The organism is Oceanicola sp. S124 (genome assembly GCF_000220565.1).
In the GTDB taxonomy this organism is placed as follows: domain Bacteria; phylum Pseudomonadota; class Alphaproteobacteria; order Rhodobacterales; family Rhodobacteraceae; genus Pseudooceanicola.
On the sequence record NZ_AFPM01000336.1, the window covers coordinates 1 to 579 of the forward strand.

The 579-nt window shown below is 67.0% G+C and carries 1 protein-coding gene; it reads left to right on the top strand.

What is annotated here, in order from left to right; translation table 11 throughout:
* On the top strand, nt 1-579 hold a 579-nt coding region (locus OS124_RS27710), incomplete at both ends, for a hypothetical protein (RefSeq protein WP_010142452.1).

The following is a 579-nucleotide window of genomic DNA, read 5'->3' on the forward strand; positions in this document are numbered from 1 at the left end:
GAGGTGATGCGGGCAGGCTTCCTGGAAGGGGCCTCGGCGGTCAGCCAGAACAACCGCCTGATCGAGCGGCTGGAGCAGCCGACGGGGGGCTACTACTGGACCTCCTACGATTTCGACCGTGGGGTCAGCCCGATCCGGCGCCTGAAGGAAACCCCGCTGGGACCGGCGGCCGCCTTCCCCGACATGCCCCATTTCGAGGAGGACGGGGGAGAGATGCTCTTCTCGCTGCCCAACGGGATGCAGGGCTACTACCTGACGGATCCGGCGGGCAACTACCTCGACAACGGGCCGACGGCGGTGGTCTTCCTGAAGGACCCCAGCCCGATCTACGGCACCACGATCTCGAACGGGAAGGCCTGCATGGTCTGCCACACCCGTGGCCCGATCGAGGCCTATGACAATGTCCGCGAGGCGGTCGAGGCCACCGGTGCTGCGCCCGAGGTGCTGCGCATGCTCGAACGGCTGCACCCCGAGGACTACGTTCTGGAAGCGGCCTATGGCGAGGATACGGCGATCTACCTCGATGCGCTGGCGCAGACCGGGGCCGACATGACCATCATGGAGGGGCCGGGGCGCTAT